Source organism: Ruminococcus sp. (assembly GCF_017549005.1).
Classification (GTDB): domain Bacteria; phylum Bacillota; class Clostridia; order Oscillospirales; family Ruminococcaceae; genus Ruminococcus.
This window is the reverse complement of record NZ_JAFYYT010000022.1, coordinates 11,626-32,709: the sequence shown is the minus strand read 5'-3', so window position 1 is coordinate 32,709 and position 21,084 is coordinate 11,626. Positions and strand designations below refer to the sequence as shown.

The window sequence follows — 21,084 nt, the reverse complement described above, 5'->3', positions numbered from 1 at the left end:
GAAAAAATGGGACACGAAAGTGTCCCATTTCTTATACCTCGAAGCCCCCGGCGCGGAAGTTGTCTATGAGCTGCCCCAGTATTTCGGCATTCGTAGCCGATACAGAGTGGAGAAGGAGTATCTCTCCGCCGTGCGCTGCGTCGGTGAGCTTTCTGAGCCCCTCGGCAGGGTCAGGCTGACAGTTGGTATTCCAGTCCACATAGGCGCTGCTCCAGAAAAGTGTCTTGTAGCCGCAGTTTTTCGCGGTCTCCAGTGCCTGTTCGGAGTATTCTCCGCAGGGACAGCGGAAGTACTGCATCTGATAGCCGTAATTGTTCATTACATAGTCGTGCAGCGACATTATCTCTTTCTTTGCGTCCTCATCACAGAGAGTCGGCAGACTTGCATGGGTCATGCCGTGATTTCCGAGGATATGTCCCTCGTTTATCATACGCTTTACAAGAGCGCTCTCCGTTTTTGCGTAAGGACCTGTCAGAAAGAATATCGCCTGTACGTTCTTTTCCCTGAGAGTATCGAGTATCCTGGCGGTATAGCCGTTTTCGTAGCCCTGATCAAAGGTGATGATTATTCGTTTATCGTCCCCCGACAGGGCGAAGGCATCAAGGTCGCCGAATCGGCTGTTGAACTGCACTGCGTCAACGGGTCGGTTTTTCTCATCGACAGCCGTTCCCTGACCGTAGCCGATCTTCGTGCTGTCGGCAGCGTAAACTGCCGTGCATGGCAGAACAGCCGCAGTCAGCAATGCAGCGGAAGCGTTTATTTTCATAAGCATTTACCTCTGATTGTTTTGCGGATCGCTCCGCAAATATATTATTAACACGAAAAAGCGAAAAAAACATGGCTTTTTTTGCATTTTTCGCATTTTTCCGCATATTGATTAATGAGGTGATGTTATGGAAAACGAAGAAGTCTGCGAAGAAACGGATAGCGAAAGCACAGAGGCACTCATGGAGGAGTACGAAAGAAAGCGCAGGAACAGAGCGGACGACGTTATCGCGGCACAGGCAGTGATATGTATACTTCTCGCCCTGCTTTTTATCGGCGGCAGCATTTTCCGCCCAGAGCTCACGGGAGAGGTCCTTGAGATAGTGCGGAGCCTTGCGTCGGACAGCTCCGAAGTCATTCCGAATCCAATAGATATTATATCGGGATATTTTGATAAGCTTTAGGGTAAAAGGCTGTGCAGTCCGCATTTATTTCTCGTTTTTCGTGTTCAATGCGCTTATCTTCATGCTCCGTGACAGCCGGCTCATGCTTGCGTTTTATACTGCCTGTGCCGTACACGAATCCGGACACATCATCGCTCTGCTCACCTGTGGAGGCCGGGTGAATGCTGTGGAGCTGAGCGGCGCAGGGATTTGCATAATAATGCGGAAAGGCGGCATAGTCCCTGTGAAAAACAGCCTTTTCGTGCTGCTTTCGGGACCTGCCGCCAATATTATCGTATTTTTAATAGTGAAGCTTTCAGGCTGCGGAGGAGATTTCCCCCTCATCGACCTTATGGCAGCCGTCTACAATATGCTGCCCTACCGCAGTCTCGACGGAGGAGCTGTAATAGCTCTTCTGACTGAAGGCACGGCGTCTGAGCGTGCCGTCAATGCTTTACTGAATGCCGTAAAGCTCACTCTTGTAATATGTGCAGCTGCTGCGGCATATCTGTGCGGTGCAGCCGCAGTGCCGCTGCTGATAGCTTCAGTCGCGCTTTTTATAGGCGATATCCGCAGATAGCTCACTCGGCATGAGCGGCGATACGGTATATCGTAGCGATATCCTGTGCGGAAAGATGAACGAATCCGCCTGTCTTGCCGTCGCCGATACCGAGCTTTTCAACGAGCTGCGGTATATCCTCTTCCTTTGCACCGAGCTCCCTAAAGTTTATCGGCATACCGATACTGCGGAGGAAACCGCGGAAGCACTGTATTCCCTCAAGAGCGGTCTCGTCGGGATTCTCGAAGTTCATCTGACATCCCCATACTCTTACCGCCATCTGAGCGAAGCGCATAACATTGTGCTTGTAGACAAATTCCATCCACGCAGGCATAACGACCGCAAGTCCTGCACCGTGAGCACAGTCGTACAGAGCCGAGAGTTCATGCTCTATGCGGTGGCTGTTCCAGTCCTGACTTCTGCCGACTCCGACAATATCGTTGTGAGCAACTGTACCTGCCCACATGATGTTTGCTCTTGCCTCGTAGTTGTCGGGCTGAGCGATAACACGGGGAGTTTCCTTTATCATGGTGAGGAGAACAGCTTCGCAGAGGCGGTCTGTTATCTCTACCTCGTGGGTATTTGTGAAATAGCGCTCGAAAACGTGAGCCATTATATCCGTAGCTCCGCAGGCTGTCTGATATGCAGGGAGCGAACAGGTGAGCTCAGGGTCGAGTATGGAGAAGCGGGGACGAAGCTTGTCCGAGCCCACATCACGCTTTAAGCTGCCCTCTTCCTTTGTAACTACGGAAGCTCCCGAACCCTCGCTGCCTGCCGCAGCGATAGTGAGGATAGTACCTATGGGAAGAGCGTTCTCAACTTCCTTGCCTGTACCGTAGAAGTCCCAGAAATCGCCGTCATACGGTACTCCGAGAGCGATAGCCTTTGAGGAGTCTATACATGAGCCGCCGCCGACCGACAGTATGAAATCGACCTTTTCATCGCGGCAGAGCTGTATTCCCTTATAAATAAGCGTATCACGGGGATTTGGCTGAACTCCGCCAAGCTCGGTAAACTCGATACCGCACTCGCTGAGGGAATTCCTTACCTTTGTGATAAGTCCCGATTTTACGGCAGAGCCTGAGCCATAGTGTATGAGCACCTTTGTTCCGCCGTATTTTTTTACCATTTCTCCTGCCTTTGTTTCTGTGTCCCTTCCGAAAACGAACTCAGTGGGGCTGTAAAACTGAAAATTATCCATTATGTATCCTCCCTTGTTATATTTTTATATTATTCATAGCATTTACTACCTTATCGCACCAGCGGTCGAACTCTTCATCGTCCGTCTGACATTCCTCATGAGAAAGAATGTACCTGACAGTGTTCCTGATGCCACGGTCTGCACGGACAGTCGCCGTAAATCCCGGAACTGCGCGTTTTATCTTCGAGTTGTCGAATATTACCGTATGAGCCTTGTCGCCCAGGAGAGTTCCCTCAAAATCATAGGGACCTATGGCGTTCAGCACCGATGACGGCACATAGCAGGCTTTGAGCTCAACTCCCAGCTCATCGGCGATTATCGAGTATATCTGATTCCATGTGACGCTTTCGTCAGATGTGATATGGAAAGCCTGTCCGATAGCGTGGATATTTCCCACCAGCCCTGCATAAGCCTTTGCGAAATCGCTGTTGTGGGTTATCGTCCACAGGGAAGTTCCGTCGCCGTGTATTATCACGGGCTTTCCCTCCATTATGCGCTTTACCACCTGCCAGCTGCCCTTGTCGCCGTGAACTCCGAGCGGCACCGACCTTTCGTCGTAGGTGTGGCTGGGACGGACGATAGTGATCGGGAAGCCGTTTTCGCGGTACTGCTTCATGAGGTATTCCTCGCAGGCTATCTTATCCCGTGAGTACTGCCAGTGGGGATTGGAAAGCGGTGTGCTCTCCGTGATAACGCAGTCCGCAAGGGGCTTCTGATAAGCGGAAGCGGAGCTTATATAGATGTACTGCTTTGTTTTGCCGCTGAAAAGTCTGAAATCACGTTCGACCTGTGACGGAACGAAGCCAATGAACTCACCGACACAGTCAAAGCTCATATCCGCAAGCTTCTTTGCAGCGTCTGCCTCGTCCGAGATATCGCATTGTATAGTTCTTACGTTTTCCGGAAGATCATCGTTACGGCAGCCTCGGTTGAGGAGTATGACCTCATGTCCCTGCCGAGCAAGGAGCTTCGTAACAGCCATACTGATAGTTCCTGTGCCGCCGACGAGTAGTATCTTCATGTTTTTGTTCACCTCTTACTGAAATATTTGTATAATGCTCTGTAAAACTGTTGGTTTTATTATAACATATTTCAGCTTATAAAGCAATATCTGAAATAACGAAAAGTGATAAATATATTGTTTCTTATTTAAATTCTTGCACATAAAAAAAGCGAGTGACAAAAAATCACTCGCTTTAAAAACATATATATCAGTCATAAGCGCCTGAAAGCTGACGGCTTTTATTCCTCAGGTTCCTTTATTTCGCCCACTATCGGCACGGGATCAATGCCCTGACGTGTGTAATAGTCCGAAAGTGCAGCGCGGACTGCCTGTTCGGCAAGGACTGAACAGTGTATCTTTACCGCAGGGAGACCGTCGAGAGCTTCAACTACTGCCTGGTTTGTCAGCTTGAGAGCGTCGTCGATGGACTTGCCCTTGATGAGCTCGGTAGCCATTGAAGATGTGGCAACTGCCGCACCGCAGCCGAAGGTCTTGAACTTCACGTCTGTGATAGTGTTATCGTCGATCTTGAGGTACATTTTCATGATATCGCCGCACTTGGCGTTTCCTATTTCTCCGATGCCGTCTGCGTCCTCAATTTCGCCGACGTTGCGCGGATTTGAAAAATGGTCGAGGACCTTTTCGCTGTATAACATAATTTTACTCCTTTATTCGTACTTTTCGCCCTTCATCATCTTCTCCCACACAGGAGACATATCGCGGAGGTGCTTCACAACTTTCGGTATGACCTCGAGGATATAGTCGATATCCTCGTCGGTGATATCATCTTCGATAGAAAGCCTCAGCGAGCCGTGAGCGACTTCGTGCTTCAGACCTATTGAGAGCAGAACGTGTGACGGGTCAAGAGAGCCCGATGTGCAGGCTGAACCCGATGAAGCGCAGATACCGTTCATGTCCAGCATGAGCAGCAGCGACTCTCCCTCTATGCCCTCAAAAGAGATATTGACATTGCCTGGGAGACGCTTGTCCCTGTCGCCGTTGAGACGAGTGTAAGGGAGCTTCAGGATATTGTCGATGAGTTTGTTCCTGCGCGGGATTATGACTGCGTTCTTCTCGGCAATATTGCGAGTTGCAGCTTCAATAGCGACTCCGAGACCAACTATTGCAGGAACATTCTCCGTGCCTGCGCGCTTGCCGCGCTCCTGACCGCCACCGTGTATAAGATTCGGCAGTACAAGTCCCTTTCGGATATAAAGGGCTCCGATACCCTTCTGACCGTGTATCTTGTGTCCCGAGAGCGAAAGCATATCAATGCCCTGCTTGTGGACGTCGATATCCACATGACCCACAGCTTGAACTGCGTCAGTGTGAAAAAGTACGCCCTTTTCGCTGCATATAGCAGCAATTTCGTCTATTGGCTGGATAGTGCCTATTTCGTTGTTGGCGTACATGACAGTCACAAGAGCTGTATCCTCGCGGATAGCCTTGCGTATGTCCTCAGGGTCGATGAGACCCTTGTCGCTTACGGGGATATATGTTACCTCAAAGCCGTGCTTTTCGAGATATTCCGTAGTATGGAGCACTGCATGGTGTTCAAATACAGAGGTTATTATGTGTTTTTTGCCCTTTTTGGCCATAAGCTCCGCTGTACCCTTGATAGCCCAGTTATCAGCCTCCGAGCCGCAGCTTGTAAAGAATATCTCACGCGGCTCTGCGCCCAGCGCCTTTGCCACCTTTTCGCGGGCGTTCTCAACAGCTCTCTGTGCGTCGCGTCCCAGCTTGTAAATGCTCGAAGCATTGCCGTAGCCCTCGCGGAAGTAGGGGAGCATAGCCTCCAGGACTTCCTCCGAGACCGCCGTAGTTGCGGCATTATCGGCATATATGAACCTTTTTTCCATATTATTCTCCTTATTTATATTTAACCTATCGAATAAGTATATTATATCACTGCTTTCCTGTAATTGCAACTCCTGTTAACCATGTGAAACACAGGCCGGTCGAGTGATTAGTGAATAGTGATTAAATATTAGCAGGGACGCCATTTGGGCGTCCCTATTGCTCACTGACGAAGTCCATGACTTAGCTCTTCATTATATCTCATAGTAATCAAGTCCGTACTGCTCCGCATAGCGATGAGCCTTTGCCTCGTTTGCGGCGAGGTATTCGCCGCCGTATTTATAGCAGGCAACAAGCACCTCAGCGGCTTCCATATCGCCGTCGGCAGCAGCCTTGCCGAAGTATTTTGCAGCAATTGCAAAGTTCTTGAACGTTCCCGTACCGTTGGTATAGCAGTACCCCAGCTCTTTTTCGGCAGCAGTGTGGTGCTGTTCTGCGGCAAGCTCCAGCATTTCCTTTGCGGTCACCGGGTCCTGCGGAGCTCCTGTTCCGTTGAGGAGACACCACCCGTAGGAGTACTGTCCGTCGGGATCGCCCTGTTCAGCAGCCTGTTTGAACCATTTTACGGCTTCTTCCTGATCTTTCGGGACTCCGTAGCCGTTGAAAAGGCATTCGCCGTAATTGTACTGAGCCTTTGCGTGGCTCTGTTCAGCAGCCTGCTTGTAGTATTTAGCTGCAAGTCCCTGATCCTTAGCCGTTCCCTCGCCGCGCATACAGCAGCCCGCAAGGTTGTTGAGAGCGTCGAGGTCTCCGTTTTTAGCGGCTTCGTTGAACATCATAACAGCCGTTATCTTGTCCTGCGGCACGCCTATCCCCGACAGATAACAGCAGGCAACGTTGTACTGAGCTGCGGAGTTTCCCTGCTGAGCCGCGAGTTTCAGCCAGTAAATGGCTTTTTCACTGTCCTGCTCGACTCCAACGCCCCTGAGGTACATATTTCCAAGCTTGAACTGCGCCTCTGCGTCACCGTTCTGGGCGCTTTTCAGCAGTCCGTCGGAGGTCCCGGCGCTTGCGGAGATACCATAGCGCTCGGAAAAATGCTTTGCTTTGGCCCTGTTTACAGGGAAACCTGTTCCGCCGACGGTATAGCAGCGGATAAGAGCCTTCTGCGAGTCGTAATCTCCCTGTTCTGCGGCAAGCTCGTAATACTTTGCCGCCATTCTGATATTTCGGTCAGCACCCTGTCCGAGGTAATAGCAGTCCGCCAGCTTTTTCTGTGAGCTGCAATCACCGCGGTCGGCGGAAAGAGCGTACCATTTCACAGCCTTTGCGTAGTCCTGTTTAATGCCTCTTCCGTAGAAAAAGCGCTCCGCAAGATTGAAACAGGCGTCATTGTCGCCGCCCTGTGCGCGGCGGAAGAGATCTTCAATGAGAGAGTTTGAGGAGCTGCTCCCCGCAGATGACACGGACGAAGCTTCGGGAGCGCTGCTTCTCAGCTTCCAGCCGAGAGAAGCGGCGATACTCTGGGTGACTAGCTCCGCCTTTTCGGCGTTGAGGTACTCGCTTATCTCCGCAGCAGCGCGCTGAACAGTTTCATCGGCGCTTTTGCTGCCCGAAAGAACGGCTTCGTTCTCGCGTATGAACATAACGCCGATGTCCTCGCTGAGCGCGACGAAAAATGCCTTGTTCTCCTTGGAAAGCTTCGGTGCAAAGTCCGAAAATGCCGAGCAGAATTTCTTATGGTCGGAAAGTATATCAATGCCGAAGTGATCTATGACTTTTTTTACGGCGTCAGTTGTTTCGTTCAGTAATTTGTTGTCCATAAAGGAGAGCCTCCGTGGTTTGTTGTATCAGCTCTGACTGAGCAGTGACGGGCTGACAGGCTGGTTTATCAGCTGTAAACGCTCATTCAGATCGTTGAGGAGCTGTCTTTCCAGCTCGCGCTCGGTAGCAAGCCCGGAATTGGAATCCAGTGCCTTGAAGCCTGCGTCCACCATTTGCTGAGCGCTGATGAAATCCCGTCTTATATTGAAGAAATAGTAGGCGAGAACGCGCTTTGCATTGGCGTCCTTGTCGCTTTTTATAACATCTCCCAGCCTTTTGAGCAGCATATCCGTGAGAGAGATATTCGGCTCTATCTCTGAGAAAAAGAATATCAGCCAGTAATAGCTGCCCGTATCCTGTACGAAGTATTCCCTGTCCATGAGAAAATTCATCGCCTGGTGCGAGGGACCGCGCATACCGTCATAATTCCCGACTGCTGCAAGGTAGCCCATATATATCTGATAGTACAGCAGCCGCTCGGTCTTTGTGGGGTTCTTGTAGCCAAGCTCTTCAACGGGCTTCATATCGAGGGAAGCGAAGCTCTCCCCCTGCCTCAGCCTTTTGAGAAGAGTATTTATGTATCCGCCCAGCCTTTTCATGAGCACAAGGTTGGTATACAGATAGATACCCAGCGAAAACAGGGCGTGGAACACCATTCCTGCGGCGAAAGATACTATAAGCAGGTTGAGCATATTCAATGCTCCTTTTGCGAAAACTCCGCGGAACAGCAGGCATATGAGACCTGCAGCTGTGAATTTTGCGATAACTGTTACCAGCTGCAGCATATCCGCTTTTTTGTCGCTGAAGCTCTCAACAGGCTTGCGGCTGTCAAAGCGCACGTCATACTGTATGATAGGGCTCAGCTTATGGAACGTTTTCGTCCATTTGTTGTCTGAGATCGTAAATTCCAGACCGAAAAAAGAGATAGTGGTGACTCTCATGCCAAAAAACGGGGCAAATATGAGATTTGCCGCAAGACCGACAAGTTCTGTGGCTAAAACTGCAATAAGGAGAAAACCTGTGGCACAAACAGATATTTTTTCGAGTATAGACATAAAAACTCTCCTTTGCTTTTTTTAGCAGAAAAGGGCGGTATTACCGCCCCTCTCATCTGTAGATATCCATATACGTCAGGAGCTCGGCGTGCATAACAGTTGAATAAGAAAGGTACCATCTTCCGTCAAGCTCAACAAATCCGCAGCTGTTGCCGAGGAAGTCGTGCTCCTCATTTCCGTCCTTGTAGTAGACATAGCCGCAGCCCGAAGCGTTTGTAAAGTGTGTGCCGAGTTGCTTATTGAAGTCCTTAAGCTCGTTTTCGCCTGTTGCCTTCAGAGTCTGCTCTGCTACAGAGGTAGTCCACTGCTCAGGCGGAACGCTTGACTTTTCGGACATAATGGAATGAATCCTTTTGATAGAATCATTTATAGCGCTTATGACTTTTGAGCGCTTGAACATTACCTGAGCGTTCTTTCCCTCGAGGAGGTCGGACTGCTCGGTGTCAAGATAAGCGTGATAGCCTTCGATCTCGTCCTCACAGAACATATCGTAGACGGCGTTTGGGTCTCCGCGCAGATAAGCGTCGTAGTAAGCCCTTGCCGCGTCTATGCAGGTATCAAAGCCCTTTTTCGGAGCTTCTGTTTCCTTTTGTTCTGTTGTGACGGTGGTAACTGTGGTAGTTTCGGCTGCCGCAGTCGTTTCAGCCGCAGTAGTGCTGACAGTTGTCTCAGCAGAAGTAACAGCGGCAGGTTCCGTTGATACGGCAGAAGTTGTGGCAGCTTTATTCTCTTCAGTCGATACAGAGGATATCGCGGCAGTGGAAGAAGCCGTGGCAGATACGTCGGACCTGCCTCCCTCCGACTGCTTTTTTTCGCATCCCCATGCGGCAGTAACTGCCGATAAAACTGCAAAAACTGTGATGATTCGGGTCAAGAGCTTCATATGATTCTCCTTATATTACATAATACATTATAATATTATAGCTCTAAAACCCGTTTTCGTCAATAGTCTTTTTTCTTTCCGCAGACCTTGCACACCTTTGAGATGAGCTTGAAGTCGCCGCCGCAGTGCATACACTTTCCTGCAGTCTTTCGGCTTGCGACCACAGTTTCGTAGTACGCAGGGAAGTTTGAAGCGTTCTCGGCGAGGTTCGGCCAGTTTATGGTCAGAAGGTTCGGGCAGTTGTTGAAGCCGCCGTTTACCTTTTTTACGGACGCAGGGATACGTATGCTCTCGAGGTTCTCGCAGCCGCTGAAATCGCCTATGGAAGTAGTTCCGGCAGGTATCTCGACAGCTCTCAGACCTGTGCAGCCGCTGAAGCCGTCAACACTGAGGACTCCTGCAGGTATCTCGATATTCCTGAGAGATGTGCAGTTCTGGAATGCGAACGCACCGATATTCTTTATGGTACGGGGGATACCGACCACTGACAGAGAGGTGCAGTTGGCAAATGTACACTCCTGGATATGGGTAACTCCCTCGGGAATATTGATCTTTTCAAGCTTTTCACAGCCCGAAAAGGCGTATTTGCCGATCTGTGAGACATATTTTGTTATCTCGATATCCGTGAGCTTCTTACAGCCCGAAAAGGCAAATGCTCCGATCTCGCCTATAGGCTCGCAGAGTTCCACAGAGGTGAGCTCTGTACAGTCCGCAAACAGGGCGTCGGAAATGGCGTGGAGATGAGGCGGAAGAACAACGCTCCTGAGCGATGAACAGCCTCTGAATGCCCATATATCAATGGAAACTATGCTCTCAGGGAAATTTATCTCCTCAAGAGCCGTGCAGCCGCGGAAAGCGTAGCCGCCTATGACCTCCACCTTATCGTGGAACGTGATATGCTTCAAGGTGGTATTGTTCTCGAAAACGTGGTTGGCTATTTTACGCACCTCTCCCGGGATAGTAACGTCCTCGGAGCTCCCCTTGTACGCGGTCAGAACGCCGTCCTGAACTTCAAAATCGCTGCTCTGCTTCTTGACAGCCTTGACCTTTTTAGCCACTTCCCTATGCTGTGACTTGTACTTGTTCACAGCCTTGCTTACGATGAATGGAGTGCTGCAGTGCGGACACACCCAGGCGTCCTTGTTCTTATCGACTTCAACAGTTTTTCCGCAGTTAGTGCATATTGCGTTGGTAAATGCCATATTATCCCCCCTGAATATGTCATATTTTATATAATAATTGTACCACTTGTTGCTGTAATTGTCAATAAATTCAAAGCAAAACTCACAAAATACACAGAGGGATTTACTGCTAATTGTACGAACTGCACACAGCGTTAGACCTTAGCCTTTAGCCGTTAGGGACGCTCGCGGATTACTGTATGGACCGGTGCCTGCCTCAGCCTAAGGACCCGGACGCCGGGGACGTCGTTCCCGGCGCTGGTAACAGAAAACTCCCGAAGAAGCTGCTGCTCCTCCGGGAGTTGGTAAACTATTAAAGCATTGAAGCTCTCAGCTCTTCGCCGCTGAGCTTTGAAAGATATGCAGGAGCAATATCGAAAGCTGTCTTGCAGCCTGTAGCTCCCTCTGCCCTGAGTCTTGCAAGGGCTCTTGCGTAGCAGATGAGCACGCTTGCCGTGAATTCGGGATTAGATTCAAGTTTGAGTGAATACTCTATCATCTGATGAGTCTTCTCGCCGTCGCCTGTGAGACCGCTTCTCATTACGAAGCCGCCGTGAGGCATTTTGTTGTGCTTTGCGTTGAACTCCTCTTCGCTGATGAAGTTTACAGTTGTATCGTACTGGTCAAAGTAGTTCTTCATTGTCTTGATATCGTTCTCGATCTTTGCAAGATCAGCGCCCTCCTCGGGAACTACCCAGCACTCCCTGACGTGCTTCTGACGGGTAGTGAGCTCCGGCTGACTGCCGCTGCGGACAGCTTCCATAGCCGACTCTACGGGGATAGTATACTGTATGCCCTTCTTAACGCCCTCAACACGGCGGATAGCGTCGGAATGTCCCTGGCTTACGCCCTTGCCCCAGAATGTGTAGCTCTTGCCGTTGGGGAGTATGGACTCAGCATAGAGTCTGTTGAGCGAGAAGAGACCCGGATCCCAGCCCAGTGAAATGAATGCGAGATGACCGCTCTCCTTTGCAGCCTTGTCAACGTTTGCGAAGTGCTCGGGGATCCTTGCGTGAGTATCGAAGCTGTCGATAACGTTGAAGAGCTTAGCCATTGCGGGAGTCTGCTTGGGAAGGTCAGTAGCGCTTCCTCCGCAGATTATCATAACGTCTATGTCATTTGCCATTTTCTCGGCGTCGTCTATCTTGAAAACCTTAGCGCCTGCTGTGAGGGGCTTTACTGTGGACGGATCACGGCGTGTGAAAATACCTGCGAGCTCCATATCGTCGTTCTGACGGATAGCCAGTTCAACGCCTCTGCCGAGGTTGCCGTATCCTGCGATACCGATTCTAACTTTTTCCATATGGAAATACCTCCTTGTAATTGCTGTGCTCGCCATTGAACACAGTTTAAAAACATTATAGCACCTTTTTTTAGAGTTGTAAAGCTTTAAATCAAAATTTAGCTATGTTAAATTTTGATTAGTTTAGAGTTAAGAGTAAATGAGTTCGCTTCGCTCACATTATTAAATAATGTTGCCGCAGGCGCCACCATAACTTTCAACTCTCAATTCTCTACTTCATATTTTTGCTCTGCAAAATTATGATTTTCGCCTTTTTTTCGCCTTATGTCTGAGCAGCACAAGTCCCGTGAGCGCAGCAGCCTTTGCGGCAGTTTTTGCAACGGTCTTAGGGTCGATCTTTGTGCGGATATCCTGCGGTACTTCCTCTGAGACCGCAAGATTGCCCTTGCCTGCGGCTTTTACTGAGCCGCCCTCGATATGTATGCCGTGGAAATCCTTTTTGAATTCCATTATTATTCCTCCCTTATGGGCTCTGCAATGAGGAATTTTATCTTCTTTCCCTCATCGGAGAACATCTTTTCATGCTCTGTTACAAAGTTTTCATACGGACTTTCTGCATGAAGGTCATAGGTTTTGTACTTTATCCTGAAACCTGCCTCCTCGAAGTATTCAAAGGACTCTTCAAAGAGCTCGTCGTCGTCGGTTTTGAACCACAGCTCCCCTCGGAGGAACTTCCTGTAGTTCACAAGCTGACGGGTGTGGGTGAGGCGGCGCTTTTTGTGCTTTGCTTTCGGCCACGGGTTGCAGAAGTTGATGTATATGCGGTCGGCGCGGTCGTTCTCGTCCCATGCCAGTTCAAGGCGCTCGATATTCTGTATAGCTATGCGGACATTGTCGGGAGAAGCTCCCTTTTCCTCGTAGGCAGCTTCAAGCTTGCGCTTTGCGAGGACGAGCATTTCGTTCTTGATATCCATAGCTATGAAGTTCACCTCGGGGTGAGCGGGAGCAGCCTGCGATATGAAGCCGCCCTTTCCGCAGCCGAGCTCCACATAGAGGGGCTTGTCAGGGTCGGGGAAGAGCTCTCTCCAGTGACCTATCTGCTTCTGTGGTTCATGTATATAAAAGGGACAAGCCTCCAGCTCGGGCTTTGCCCATGGTTTGTGTCGAATTCTCATTTTTTACCTCCGTGATCGTACTGATTTACATTATAACATATTAATATTGATAATTCAAGCGTTTGGAGAGCTAAGAATGAAGAACTAAGAACTAAGAGCTAAGAACGCGGTGAGCCTACATATTCGGATTATAATTATAAGGTGGTTTCAGGTAAATTTACAAGTCATGACAGTGGGTATGAATTTACATTTTGTAATGACAGCCTTGACCGTTTTGAAATTTCATGGATTCCATAATAAATACACAGCGCGGCAAGGGCAATACCTGCCGCGTTTTTTTCGGGCAGATAATATCCGCCCCTACTTAGTTCTTAGCTCTGCGAAGTCCAAATTAGTAAATAAATAAAATAATATGAAATCACTGGACAAGAGTTCCCGAATGTGATATAATAGATGTGTTAATTGGAAACTACCCTTTAAATCGATCCCGTGAGGTCGGCAAGGCGCGTTCGCAAGTACTGAATATAACTATAACCATAGCTATAACTGTAAGTATGCTCCCTGCCATGCGGGGAGCATTTTTTGTTGCTGAAAGGAGACAGTGTATGGAGTCAAAGCGTGTGATAATGGACGATAAGGCTGTACAGCGAGCTATCGCCCGTATCTCCTACGAGATAATCGAGCGCAATAAAGGCACTGAGGATCTCTGCATAGTCGGTATCCTTTCAAGAGGAGTACCTATCGGAAGGCGTATAGCCGCAAAGCTCTCGGAGCTTGAAAAGAATACCGTTCCATTCGGTTCGCTGGATATAACTCCCTACCGCGACGACAGCAAACCGGCAGGGGATAACGAGCGGACTGAGATACCCTTTGACATCACCGACAAGAATATCGTCATCGTTGACGACGTTATATTTACGGGAAGAAGCTCCCGCGCAGCCATAGACGCGCTGATAAAGCGGGGCAGACCACGCTCCATACAGCTTGCGGTGCTTATCGACCGCGGTCACAGGGAGCTCCCAATACGTGCGGATTATGTGGGAAAGAATCTTCCGACTTCACACAGCGAGGTCGTAAGGGTCTCCGTTGAGGAAATAGACGGCAGCGACGGAGTAGCGATATACTGAAATATACTTACCAACAGAAAGCGAGGAATCTATGTCATCTATCCTGATAAAGAATATCCGTGCAGTCGATAACGTAACGGATATAACAGCAGACGTATTCATAAACAACGGAAAAATAGAAAAGCTCGGCAGTAATATCACAGAAGCGGCAGATACGGTCATAGACGGAACGGGACTTGTACTCATGCCGTCCCTGTTCGATATGCACGTACATCTCCGCGACCCGGGCTTCACCCATAAAGAGGACGTACTTACAGGCTGCTCGGCGGCTCTTGCAGGAGGAGTTACGGGAGTTCTTGCAATGCCCAACACAAAGCCCCCCTGCGATAACCCCGAAACTATCCGCTACATCATAGACAAGGCAAAGGGTACGGGAGTTGACGTTTACCCGGTAGGCTGCATAACAGGCGGAATGAGCGGAAACGGTCTATGCGACTATGAGGCGCTCAGGGAGGCAGGCTGCATATGCATATCCGACGACGGCAGACCTGTTGAGAATGCTGAGAATATGCGGAGAGCACTTGAACTTTCAAAAGAGAACGGACTTCTCGTTGCTTCACACTGCGAGGACCTCAGCATAATAAACGGCGGTATCATGAATAAGGGCGAGACCTCGGAAAAGCTTGGCGTAAAAGGTATGGACAGAGCTTCAGAGGACTACATAACCGCCCGTGAGATGATACTGGCTTCGTCGGTGGACGCAAGGATACATATATGCCACGTTTCCACGGAGGGAAGCGCTGCCATGATACGCTTTGCCAAGTCGAGAGGAGTAAAGGTCACCTGCGAGACAGCTCCCCATTACTTCATGCTGACGGATAAGCTTCTGGAGAAGCGCGACGCGGACTACCGCATGAATCCGCCCCTGAGGACGTCCGAGGACGTAAAGGCTATAATCGAAGCAATCAAGGACGGTACTATTGACTGTATCATCACAGACCATGCTCCTCATGCAGCTGAGGAAAAGGCTGACTTTGAGAAAGCTCCCAACGGCGTTGTGGGGCTTGAAACATCTCTTGCGGCGACGCTCACTGCTCTCTATCACACAGGCGAGATAGACCTGCACAAGGTGGTGGAGCTCATGTGCGTGAATCCGCGCAAGATACTTGGACTCGATATCCCTGCCATAAAAGAGGGCAGCACAGCCGACCTCGTTATAGCTGACACAGGCAGGAAGTGGACGGTAGAACCCGAAAAGCTTCATTCAAAGTCAAAGAATACAGTGTTCAAGGGCATGGAGCTCACAGGAAAAGCTCTCGTTACCATATCAAAGGGCGAGATAAGATATAACGAATTATAATTACAGGAGGAAAAGAAATGTCATTTGACAGACTTATTGAAAAGATCATCGAACTCAAAAACCCTACAGTGGTAGGTCTCGATCCTAAGCTGGAGTATGTTCCCGATTTTATACAGCGCCGCTATCTGGACAGCGACGGCTGGACATTGAAGGCTGCTGCAAAGGCGATATTTGATTTCAATCAGGCTATCATAGACGAGATACATGACCTTGTCCCTGCAATAAAGCCGCAGGCGGCATATTACGAAATGTACGGACACTATGGCATAAGAACTCTTGAAAAGACTATCCGTTACGCAAAGCTCAACGGAATGTTCGTTATCACCGACGGAAAGCGCAATGACATCGGCGCTACTATGGAAGCCTACACAAAGGCTCACCTCGGCACAGTCACTATCGGAGACAGCGAGATAGAGCCTTTCGGCGCAGACGCCCTCACAGTCAACGGATACCTCGGAACTGACGGTATCGCCCCTCTCATGCAGGTTTGCAAGGAGCGCGACAAGGGTATATACGTCCTTGTAAAGACTTCCAATCCCTCCTCGGGAGAGCTCCAGGATATGAAGCTTGCCGACGGCCGCACTATTTACGAGTGCATGGGCGATATGTGCGAGAAGTGGGGAGAGGATACCCGCGGAAAGTACGGCTACTCCGCAGTAGGCGCAGTTGTGGGAGCTACATATCCCGAAATGCTCACGGAGCTTAGAAAGAGACTTCCCCACACTATGTTCCTCGTTCCCGGCTACGGCGCACAGGGCGGCGGAGCAGAAGGTTTGAAGGGCGGCTTCGACGAAAACGGTCTCGGAGCTATCGTAAACTCCTCACGTGCGGTAATGTGCGCATACAAGAAAGAGAACTGCGACGAACGTGACTTCGCAAAGGCAGCACGCCGCGAAGTTATCCGCATGAGAGACGATATCTGCCAGTATATCAATTTGAAGTGAGAGTAAGTAGAAAGTAGTGAGTATCAGTGGACGCCTTCCATGGCGTTCCGCTGCTGAAAATATAATCAAACATTGACACGCTCTCTCCACAATGGCGTGGAACAGAGCGCAAAACACCAATAACACGACCTCTACAGGAATAGAAGGAGGAATTTACAATGTCATTATTCAACATGGGTGAAAAAGCCTATCTTATGCTTGCCGACGGACAGGTGTTCGAGGGCAGGAGCTTCGGTGCAAAGGGTACCGTCATCGGTGAAGTCGTATTCACCACGGGAGTTACGGGCTACCAGGAAACGCTTACAGACCCAAGCTACTACGGACAGATAGTCACACAGACCTTTCCCCTTATCGGAAACTACGGTGTGAACTCTCAGGACAACGAGTCTGCAAAGTCATATGTATCGGGATATATAGTAAGAGAGTGGTGCAACGCGCCTTCAAATTTCCGCAGCGAGGGAAATATCAATGACTTTCTGAAGGAGCACAACATCGTCGGTATAAATAACATCGACACAAGACGTCTTACACGTACTATCCGTGAAGTCGGCGTTATGAACGGCGTTATCACCACCGAGGACGTTTACGCAAAGAAGGACGAGCTCCTCGAAAAGGTACGCGCATTCACGGTAAAGGACGCTGTAAAGGCTGTTACCAATAATGAAACTCTTACCTATGAGCCTGAGGAGAAAAAGCTCCGCGTGGCATTATTCGATTTCGGCTACAAGCGCAATATCAGACAGGAGCTTCTGAAGCGCGGCTGTGAGGTCGTTGTAGTTCCCGCCTATACTACCGCAGCAGAGATAAAGGAGCTTGCTCCCGACGGTATCATGTTCTCCAACGGCCCTGGAGACCCTGCGGAAAATGTTGAGATAATCGGCAATATCAGGGAGATACAGAAGCTGGGCATACCGATATTCGGCATATGTCTCGGACATCAGCTCATGGCGCTTGCCAACGGCGGAAGGACCGAAAAGCTCAAATACGGTCACCGCGGCGCTAATCAGCCTGTTATCGACCTGGAGAGCGGTCTCACCTATGTTACCAGCCAGAACCACGGCTACGCAGTAGTAGGAGACAGCATTGACCCTTCCGTTGGAAAGGTCTCACATATCAACGCAAACGACAAGACCTGCGAGGGCATACACTATACCTCAGTCAACGCAAGAACGGTCCAGTTCCACCCGGAAGCACACGGCGGACCGCTGGATACAGCGTACTTGTTTGACGACTTTGTTGATACCATGAGTAAGAAGTAATTAGTATAGATGATTATTTATCGAAACTAATCACTGATCACTGCTCACTAATAACTTAATTTGGAGGTAAATAGTATGCCACTCAGAAGTGATATAAAAAAGGTTCTTGTAATCGGCTCAGGTCCTATCGTTATCGGACAGGCAGCTGAATTTGACTACGCAGGCACTCAGGCCTGCCGCGCATTAAAGCAGGAGGGACTTGAAGTAGTCCTCGTGAACTCAAACCCTGCAACTATCATGACCGACAAGGCAATGGCTGACAAGGTCTATATCGAACCCCTTACGCTTGACGTTGTCAAGAGGATAATAGAAATGGAAAAGCCTGACAGCCTGCTGTCAACTCTCGGCGGACAGACAGGACTTACCCTGTCCATGCAGCTTGCGGAGGAGGGCTTCCTGGAAAGCCACAATGTAAAGCTCCTCGGTGCAGACCCCGAGACTATACACAAGGCTGAGGACAGACAGGCTTTCAAGGACACAATGGAGAAAATAGGCGAGCCTGTTATCCCGTCAAAGGTCGTAGAGACCGTCGAGGACGCTGTGGACTTCGCACAGGTGATACACTATCCCGTTATCGTCCGCCCTGCATTCACTCTCGGCGGAACAGGCGGCGGTATCGCTCAGAACGAAGCGGAACTCCGCGATATAGCTACAAACGGACTTCGTCTTTCACCTATCACACAGATACTTGTTGAGAAGTGCATAAGCGGCTGGAAGGAAATAGAATTTGAAGTTATCCGTGATGCAAAGGGCAATGTTATCACAGTGTGCTCTATGGAGAACTTCGACCCTGTAGGCGTTCACACAGGCGACAGTATCGTTATCGCACCTGCCGTTACTCTCAGCGACAGGGAGTATCAGATGCTCCGTACAGCGGCTATAAACATCATCAAGGAGCTCAAGGTCGAGGGCGGCTGCAACTGTCAGTTCGCGCTTCACCCAACAAGCTTCAAGTATGCAGTTATCGAGGTAAACCCCAGAGTTTCACGTTCTTCCGCACTTGCTTCAAAGGCTACGGGCTATCCTATCGCAAAGACAGCTGCAAAAATAGCTATCGGCTATACTCTCGACGAGATAATCAATCAGGTTACAGGCAAGACCTATGCCTGCTTTGAGCCTGCACTGGACTATGTAGTTATCAAGTTCCCGAAATGGGCATTCGATAAGTTCGTATACGCAAAGCGTACACTCGGCACTCAGATGAAAGCTACGGGAGAGGTAATGGCTATCGGTACAAGCTTCGAGCAGGCTATGATGAAGGCAGTCCGCTCCATAGAGCTTGGCATGGACACCATGAACCTCAAAAAGCTTGAAAAGCTCTCCACTGAGGAGATACGCGAGAAGCTCCATGTTATCGACGACGAGCGCTCCTTCTGCGTATTTGAAGCCCTCAAGCGCGGAATAACTCCCGAGGAGATACACGAGATAACCATGATAGACAACTGGTTCCTCTATAAGCTCCTGAACCTTGTCGAGCTGGAAAAATGGCTCAGAGAGGGCGAGCTAACGGAGGAAAAGTACGATATCGCAAAGCAGTACGGCTACCTTGACAGCACTATCGAGCGCATTTCGGGACAGAAGTGCCCCAAGCACAAGAGCGCCGTATACAAGATGGTCGATACCTGTGCAGGCGAGTTCAAGGCTGAGACTCCTTACTTCTACTCCACATTTGACGAGGAGAACGAGGCAAAGCAGTTCATCGAGCGCACTGACAAGGGAAAGAAAAAGGTCATCGTATTCGGTTCGGGTCCTATCCGTATCGGACAGGGTATCGAGTTCGACTACTGCTCGGTACACTGCGTATGGACGCTTAAAGAGCTTGGCTACGAGGCTGTTATCTGCAACAACAACCCCGAGACCGTTTCCACCGACTTCGATACAGGCGACCGTCTGTACTTCGACCCACTCACAAAGGAGGACGTTCAGTCCATTATCGAGACCGAGCAGCCCTACGGCGTAGTCGTACAGTTCGGCGGACAGACTGCTATCAAGCTGACACGCTACCTGTCTGACATGGGAGTACGCATACTGGGTACTTCTGCTGACATGATAGACGCCGCAGAGGACAGGGAGCGCTTCGACGAAGTCCTTGAAAAGTGCGGTATTCCGCGTCCTGCGGGACATACCGTAATGAACACCGAGGAAGCTCTTGTGGCAGCCAATGACCTTGGATATCCCGTGCTTCTCCGTCCGTCATACGTTCTCGGCGGACAGAACATGATAATCGCACACTCCGACGCAGACGTAAAGGAGTATATGGGCATCATAATGAGCCATAATATAGAGAACCCCGTACTTATCGACAAGTACATGATGGGTACTGAGGTAGAAGTTGACGCTATCTGCGACGGCGAGGACTACCTTATCCCCGGAATCATGGAGCATATCGAGCGCGCAGGCGTTCACTCGGGAGACTCCATCTCTATCTACCCTGCACAGCACCTTTCCGACCGTATCAAGCGCATAATCGTTGAGTATACAAGACTTCTCGCAAAGGAGCTCAACGTTATCGGACTTGTGAATATACAGTACGTCGTATACAACCATGAGGTATTCGTTATCGAGGTAAATCCCCGTTCTTCGAGAACTGTTCCGTATATCAGCAAGGTAACGGGCATTCCTATGGTTGATATCGCCACAAAGATAATGTTCGGCGCAAAGCTCAGGGATATGGGCTACGAGAGCGGACTTTACCCTGCAGGCGACTATGTTGCTGTCAAGGTTCCTGTATTCTCATTCGAGAAGCTCACAGACGTTGATACAATGCTCGGACCTGAGATGAAGTCAACAGGTGAGTGCCTCGGTATCGGCAGAAACCTCGAGGACGCGCTCCTGAAGGGACTTATCGCCGCAGGCTTTGACCTGAAGCGCGAGGGCGGAGTTCTTATCTCTGTCCGCGACAGCGACAAGAGGGAGATACTTCCCATTGCGGACAAGTTCGAGCGCATGGGCTTTGAGCTCTACGCAACATCGGGTACACAGAGCGTTCTCCACAGGAACATGATAGCGGCAAACCTTGTCCGCAAGATTTCCGACGGCGAGCCCAACGTGGAAACTCTCCTTGACAGCGGCAAGATACACTATGTTATCTCTACTTCCGCAAAGGGCAGACTCCCCGAGCGTGACAGCGTTAAGATGAGAAGAAAGTCCATAGAGCGCTCCATTTGCAGCCTTACTGCTGTGGACACGGCGAAATCACTGGTAAAGGTGCTTGAATCGGGCAGAACTATCAATGATGTGGAGCTTGTGGACATCACCAAGATATGATCAGCCGTTAGTCATTAGCCGTTAGCGTAATGAATTGGCTTCCAAAGGGACTTTGTTCCTTTGGTCAGGTCAAGGGCGACTTCCTACAAGTGAGGGCGTTCACTAAAAATTGCAAATAATCAGTATAACGGGGCGATGTAGGCATCGCCCCCTACATTATTTAATCCGTCCGCTCAGG

Annotated in this window: 19 protein-coding genes; 7 read left to right on the top strand and 12 right to left on the bottom strand. The window is 49.8% G+C overall.

The window, feature by feature from the left end; translation table 11 throughout:
- Nucleotides 1–31: 31 nt before the first annotated feature.
- Nucleotides 32–766: a polysaccharide deacetylase family protein gene (locus tag IKW96_RS06235; RefSeq protein WP_296571820.1), complete on the bottom strand. Its 735-nt coding sequence runs from the start codon at nucleotides 764–766 to the stop codon at nucleotides 32–34.
- A gap of 127 nt (nucleotides 767–893) precedes the next feature.
- Here IKW96_RS06235 and IKW96_RS06230 point away from each other — a divergent pair, with 127 nt between their 5' ends.
- Together IKW96_RS06230 and IKW96_RS06225 are read left to right on the top strand one after the other, a co-directional pair.
- Nucleotides 894–1,169, top strand: a complete 276-nt coding sequence (locus tag IKW96_RS06230) for a hypothetical protein (protein ID WP_296571818.1) — start codon at nucleotides 894–896, stop codon at nucleotides 1,167–1,169.
- Nucleotides 1,156–1,728, top strand: coding sequence for a hypothetical protein (locus tag IKW96_RS06225; RefSeq protein WP_296571814.1), 573 nt, complete (start codon nucleotides 1,156–1,158; stop codon nucleotides 1,726–1,728). Before IKW96_RS06230 ends, IKW96_RS06225 begins: the two co-directional genes overlap by 14 nt.
- Nucleotide 1,729: 1 nt before the next feature.
- Here IKW96_RS06225 and IKW96_RS06220 read toward each other — a convergent pair whose 3' ends face one another.
- The 11 genes from IKW96_RS06220 to trmB form a co-directional block, all read right to left on the bottom strand.
- A complete protein-coding gene (locus IKW96_RS06220) occupies nucleotides 1,730–2,908 on the bottom strand; it encodes an iron-containing alcohol dehydrogenase (protein WP_296571810.1) in 1,179 nt (392 codons plus the stop codon).
- Nucleotides 2,909–2,924: 16 nt separating this feature from the next.
- Entirely contained in the window at nucleotides 2,925–3,929 is a 1,005-nt protein-coding gene (locus IKW96_RS06215; protein ID WP_296571808.1) for an SDR family oxidoreductase, read from the bottom strand.
- Between the two features lie 221 nt (nucleotides 3,930–4,150).
- Nucleotides 4,151–4,567, bottom strand: a complete 417-nt coding sequence (nifU, locus tag IKW96_RS06210; protein WP_296571805.1) for a Fe-S cluster assembly scaffold protein NifU — start codon at nucleotides 4,565–4,567, stop codon at nucleotides 4,151–4,153.
- A gap of 12 nt (nucleotides 4,568–4,579) precedes the next feature.
- Nucleotides 4,580–5,770, bottom strand: coding sequence for a cysteine desulfurase NifS (gene nifS, locus IKW96_RS06205; RefSeq protein ID WP_296571802.1), 1,191 nt, complete (start codon nucleotides 5,768–5,770; stop codon nucleotides 4,580–4,582).
- A 192-nt stretch (nucleotides 5,771–5,962) separates the two neighbouring features.
- Complete coding sequence (locus IKW96_RS06200; protein WP_296571799.1) at nucleotides 5,963–7,531, bottom strand: tetratricopeptide repeat protein; 1,569 nt, start codon at nucleotides 7,529–7,531, stop codon at nucleotides 5,963–5,965.
- Between the two features lie 27 nt (nucleotides 7,532–7,558).
- Nucleotides 7,559–8,587 carry a hypothetical protein gene (locus IKW96_RS06195; RefSeq protein WP_296571796.1) on the bottom strand — a complete coding sequence of 343 codons (1,029 nt, stop codon included), beginning with the start codon at nucleotides 8,585–8,587 and terminating at the stop codon, nucleotides 7,559–7,561.
- Between the two features lie 52 nt (nucleotides 8,588–8,639).
- Nucleotides 8,640–9,470 carry a hypothetical protein gene (locus tag IKW96_RS06190; RefSeq protein WP_296571795.1) on the bottom strand — a complete coding sequence of 277 codons (831 nt, stop codon included), beginning with the start codon at nucleotides 9,468–9,470 and terminating at the stop codon, nucleotides 8,640–8,642.
- A 59-nt stretch (nucleotides 9,471–9,529) separates the two neighbouring features.
- Nucleotides 9,530–10,672 (bottom strand): leucine-rich repeat protein, encoded by a 1,143-nt coding sequence (locus tag IKW96_RS06185; protein ID WP_296571793.1) that lies wholly within the window; start codon nucleotides 10,670–10,672, stop codon nucleotides 9,530–9,532.
- Nucleotides 10,673–10,964: 292 nt separating this feature from the next.
- Nucleotides 10,965–11,954 (bottom strand): diaminopimelate dehydrogenase, encoded by a 990-nt coding sequence (locus tag IKW96_RS06180; protein WP_296571791.1) that lies wholly within the window; start codon nucleotides 11,952–11,954, stop codon nucleotides 10,965–10,967.
- 237 nt (nucleotides 11,955–12,191) lie between these two features.
- Nucleotides 12,192–12,404 (bottom strand): hypothetical protein, encoded by a 213-nt coding sequence (locus IKW96_RS06175; protein WP_296571789.1) that lies wholly within the window; start codon nucleotides 12,402–12,404, stop codon nucleotides 12,192–12,194.
- A 2-nt stretch (nucleotides 12,405–12,406) separates the two neighbouring features.
- Nucleotides 12,407–13,069, bottom strand: coding sequence for a tRNA (guanosine(46)-N7)-methyltransferase TrmB (trmB, locus tag IKW96_RS06170; RefSeq protein WP_296571786.1), 663 nt, complete (start codon nucleotides 13,067–13,069; stop codon nucleotides 12,407–12,409).
- A gap of 545 nt (nucleotides 13,070–13,614) precedes the next feature.
- On the opposite strand from trmB, the gene pyrR reads away from it, so the two are divergent.
- The 5 genes from pyrR (at nucleotide 13,615) to carB (ending at nucleotide 20,906) form a co-directional block, all read left to right on the top strand.
- Nucleotides 13,615–14,136, top strand: coding sequence for a bifunctional pyr operon transcriptional regulator/uracil phosphoribosyltransferase PyrR (gene pyrR / locus IKW96_RS06165; RefSeq protein WP_296571782.1), 522 nt, complete (start codon nucleotides 13,615–13,617; stop codon nucleotides 14,134–14,136).
- Nucleotides 14,137–14,167: 31 nt separating this feature from the next.
- Nucleotides 14,168–15,436 carry a dihydroorotase gene (locus IKW96_RS06160; RefSeq protein WP_296571778.1) on the top strand — a complete coding sequence of 423 codons (1,269 nt, stop codon included), beginning with the start codon at nucleotides 14,168–14,170 and terminating at the stop codon, nucleotides 15,434–15,436.
- Between the two features lie 17 nt (nucleotides 15,437–15,453).
- On the top strand, nucleotides 15,454–16,380 hold the full coding sequence (gene pyrF / locus IKW96_RS06155; protein WP_296571775.1) for an orotidine-5'-phosphate decarboxylase: 927 nt from the start codon (nucleotides 15,454–15,456) through the stop codon (nucleotides 16,378–16,380).
- Between the two features lie 158 nt (nucleotides 16,381–16,538).
- Nucleotides 16,539–17,639 carry a carbamoyl phosphate synthase small subunit gene (locus IKW96_RS06150; RefSeq protein ID WP_296571772.1) on the top strand — a complete coding sequence of 367 codons (1,101 nt, stop codon included), beginning with the start codon at nucleotides 16,539–16,541 and terminating at the stop codon, nucleotides 17,637–17,639.
- Nucleotides 17,640–17,714: 75 nt separating this feature from the next.
- Complete coding sequence (carB, locus tag IKW96_RS06145) at nucleotides 17,715–20,906, top strand: carbamoyl-phosphate synthase large subunit (protein ID WP_296571769.1); 3,192 nt, start codon at nucleotides 17,715–17,717, stop codon at nucleotides 20,904–20,906.
- Nucleotides 20,907–21,084 lie beyond the last annotated feature (178 nt).

Coding starts and splice junctions, on each gene's coding strand:
- IKW96_RS06235 (WP_296571820.1), bottom strand. CDS start 766: ATGAAAATAAACGCTTCCGCTGCATTGCTGACTGCGGCTGTTCTGCCA.
- IKW96_RS06230 (WP_296571818.1), top strand. CDS start 894: ATGGAAAACGAAGAAGTCTGCGAAGAAACGGATAGCGAAAGCACAGAG.
- IKW96_RS06220 (WP_296571810.1), bottom strand. CDS start 2,908: ATGGATAATTTTCAGTTTTACAGCCCCACTGAGTTCGTTTTCGGAAGG.
- IKW96_RS06215 (WP_296571808.1), bottom strand. CDS start 3,929: ATGAAGATACTACTCGTCGGCGGCACAGGAACTATCAGTATGGCTGTT.
- nifU (WP_296571805.1), bottom strand. CDS start 4,567: ATGTTATACAGCGAAAAGGTCCTCGACCATTTTTCAAATCCGCGCAAC.
- nifS (WP_296571802.1), bottom strand. CDS start 5,770: ATGGAAAAAAGGTTCATATATGCCGATAATGCCGCAACTACGGCGGTC.
- IKW96_RS06200 (WP_296571799.1), bottom strand. CDS start 7,531: ATGGACAACAAATTACTGAACGAAACAACTGACGCCGTAAAAAAAGTC.
- IKW96_RS06195 (WP_296571796.1), bottom strand. CDS start 8,587: ATGTCTATACTCGAAAAAATATCTGTTTGTGCCACAGGTTTTCTCCTT.
- IKW96_RS06190 (WP_296571795.1), bottom strand. CDS start 9,470: ATGAAGCTCTTGACCCGAATCATCACAGTTTTTGCAGTTTTATCGGCA.
- IKW96_RS06185 (WP_296571793.1), bottom strand. CDS start 10,672: ATGGCATTTACCAACGCAATATGCACTAACTGCGGAAAAACTGTTGAA.
- IKW96_RS06180 (WP_296571791.1), bottom strand. CDS start 11,954: ATGGAAAAAGTTAGAATCGGTATCGCAGGATACGGCAACCTCGGCAGA.
- IKW96_RS06175 (WP_296571789.1), bottom strand. CDS start 12,404: ATGGAATTCAAAAAGGATTTCCACGGCATACATATCGAGGGCGGCTCA.
- trmB (WP_296571786.1), bottom strand. CDS start 13,069: ATGAGAATTCGACACAAACCATGGGCAAAGCCCGAGCTGGAGGCTTGT.
- pyrR (WP_296571782.1), top strand. CDS start 13,615: ATGGAGTCAAAGCGTGTGATAATGGACGATAAGGCTGTACAGCGAGCT.
- IKW96_RS06160 (WP_296571778.1), top strand. CDS start 14,168: ATGTCATCTATCCTGATAAAGAATATCCGTGCAGTCGATAACGTAACG.
- pyrF (WP_296571775.1), top strand. CDS start 15,454: ATGTCATTTGACAGACTTATTGAAAAGATCATCGAACTCAAAAACCCT.
- IKW96_RS06150 (WP_296571772.1), top strand. CDS start 16,539: ATGTCATTATTCAACATGGGTGAAAAAGCCTATCTTATGCTTGCCGAC.
- carB (WP_296571769.1), top strand. CDS start 17,715: ATGCCACTCAGAAGTGATATAAAAAAGGTTCTTGTAATCGGCTCAGGT.